Source organism: Tateyamaria sp. (genome assembly GCF_059783535.1).
Genome location: NZ_JBYNDP010000239.1, coordinates 1 through 2,544 on the forward strand (window position 1 = coordinate 1; position 2,544 = coordinate 2,544).

Below are 2,544 nucleotides of genomic sequence, written 5' to 3' on the forward strand. Positions count from 1 at the left end.
ACCACGACAGGCATATCCGCCCCGCCAATGCCCATGATCAAATGCCAGCCAATGAACAGGGCCAGCAACGTCAGCAGAACCAGCGGCAGCAGACCGCCTGTGCTGAAGTAGATGATGGCAAGGATCAGCGACGCACCGGCAGCAGCCGCGTTCAGCATGTGCCCGCCGGGCAGCTTGGTCGCCGCGCTGTCCACTTTGCCGGACAGCTTGCCCCAGGCCACATAGGACCCGGTAAACGTCACCGCACCGATCCAGACACCCAGCACCAGCTCGATCTTCAGGATGGTGATCTCGACAGTTGTTTTCTTGGCGATCAGCTGACCAAAGGCCGACAGCGGCTCAAGCACAGCCTTTTCGACCGATTGAATCCACGTGCCATTTGCCAACGCGCCGCCCAGCTGTGCCCCATTCTCGGCCAGATAGTTGTCCACGTAACCGATCATGATATGCGCATTGAAGCCGATGAAGACGGCTGCCAGCCCAACAAGGGCGTGCATACCAGCCACAAGCTCGGGCATCTGGGTCATCTCGACCTTGGTGGCGAGTTGATAGCCTACGACGGCGCCACCGGCGATCAGCACCAGCGACAACAGCCACAGGCCCGATCCCGGTCCGATCAAAGTCGCCACAACAGCGATGAACATGCCCACGATGCCATACCAGACGGCACGCTTGGCGCTTTCCTGACCGGACAGACCGCCCAGGGACAGGATGAAAAGAACGGCCGCAACAGCGTACGCGGCGGTAGTAAATCCGAGTTCCATAGTTCCCGCCCCTACTTACGATTTCTGGAACATGGCGAGCATGCGCCGTGTCACGAGGAAGCCACCAAAGATGTTGATGGCCGCCATGAATATCCCGAAGATCGCCAGGAACGTGATGACCCCTGAGCTTGATCCGATCTGTATGAGTGCGCCAAGGATCACGATGGACGAAATGGCGTTCGTCACCGCCATCAGCGGCGTGTGCAGGCTGTGCGCCACGCCCCAGATCACCTGGAAGCCAATAAAGACGCTCAGCACGAAGACGATGAAGTGCTGCATGAAGCTGGCCGGGGTGTAGAGACCCGCAAGCAGCACAAGCGCGCCACCAATGGCCAGCAACGTGACCTGGTTCTTTGTCTGGGCCTTGAACGCGGCCACTTCTTCAGCGCGTTTCTCCTCAGGCGTCAGTTCCTTGGCCGCTTCCTTCTTGGGGGCCGCGGCAATCGCGGCCACTTTGGGCGGCGGCGGTGGGAATGTGACCTCTTTCGCATGGGCAATTGTGGCCCCGCGGATCACATCATCTTCCATATCGTGGTTGACGACACCGTCTTTTTCCGGCGTCAGGTCCGTCATCAGGTGACGGATGTTCGTCGCATAAAGGCTCGACGATTGCGTCGCCATGCGGCTGGGGAAGTCGGTGTAGCCGATGATGGTCACGCCATTCTCGGTCACGATCTTCTCGTCAGCCACGGTCAATTTGCAGTTGCCGCCCTTTTCCGCAGCCAGGTCCACGATGACCGAACCAGGTTTCATGGATTTTACCATGTCCTCGGTCCACAGTTCCGGCGCTTCGCGGTTGGGGATCAGGGCCGTGGTGATGACGATGTCCATCTCCGGCGCCAGTTCCCGGAACTTGGCCAGCTGCGCCTCGCGGAATTCAGGCGAAGAAACAGAGGCGTAGCCACCGGACGACGACCCGTCCTGCTGTTCTTCTTCAAAGTCGAGATACACGAACTCGGCACCCATGGACTCGACCTGCTCGGCCACTTCGGGACGCACGTCAAATGCATATGTGATGGCGCCAAGCGAGGTCGATGTCCCGATGGCGGCCAGACCGGCGACACCGGCACCAACCACCAGAACCTTGGCCGGGGGCACCTTGCCCGCCGCAGTGATCTGACCGGTAAAGAAGCGGCCAAAATTGTTGCCGGCCTCGATGACCGCACGGTAGCCGGCGATGTTCGCCATGGACGACAGCGCGTCCATCTTCTGGGCACGGCTGATCCGGGGGATCATCTCCATCGCAACGACGGTGGCACCTTTCTTGGCAGCCGACTGCATCTTGGCCTCGTCCGCAACGGGGCTGAAGAACGAAATCAGGGTCTGATCTTCGCGCAGGCGCTTCATCTCGGTCGCGTCAGGGGCGCGCACCTTGGCAACGATGTCAGCGGCCTTCCAGAGGGCGGCAGCGGTCTTGACCACTTCAACACCAGCAGCCTTGTAGTCGGCATCGGAAAAACCGGCCTCGGCCCCCGCGCCCGTCTCGACCACACAGTCGTGGCCCAGCTTTTGCAGGGCTGCGGCGCTCTCTGGCGTCATGGCGACGCGGCGCTCTCCCTCAAATATCTCTTTTGGTGTTCCGATCTTCATTCGAAGAACCCCCATCCGTTCGTGGCAGTCAATTTCACGCTTAACCCAAAGGCGATGTGGCGCAGCGCCGTAAGCTGTCCCCTACCCAACCCATCTCCGAGATACAAGCAGCGCCCCTGCGTCATAAAAGTAAGATTCGAAAATTTTCAGACCCACCTGCGCACTTTTTGTTCGTAGCGCGCAAACTCCA

General features: G+C 59.9%; 2 protein-coding genes. Both read right to left on the minus strand.

Annotation, left to right across the window (positions count from 1 at the left end; genetic code table 11):
* Positions 1-764, minus strand: a 764-nt coding sequence (locus tag AC6RA8_RS22085) for an NAD(P)(+) transhydrogenase (Re/Si-specific) subunit beta (RefSeq protein WP_500355936.1), incomplete at its 3' end; no start/stop codon positions are given.
* 15 nt (positions 765-779) lie between these two features.
* Positions 780-2,354 (minus strand): Re/Si-specific NAD(P)(+) transhydrogenase subunit alpha, encoded by a 1,575-nt coding sequence (locus tag AC6RA8_RS22090; RefSeq protein WP_500355938.1) that lies wholly within the window; start codon positions 2,352-2,354, stop codon positions 780-782.
* Between the last annotated feature and the right edge of the window lie 190 nt (positions 2,355-2,544).

Bases quoted from the DNA above. Each gene is read 5' to 3' on its own strand.
- AC6RA8_RS22090 (WP_500355938.1), bottom strand. From the start codon at position 2,354: ATGAAGATCGGAACACCAAAAGAGATATTTGAGGGAGAGCGCCGCGTC.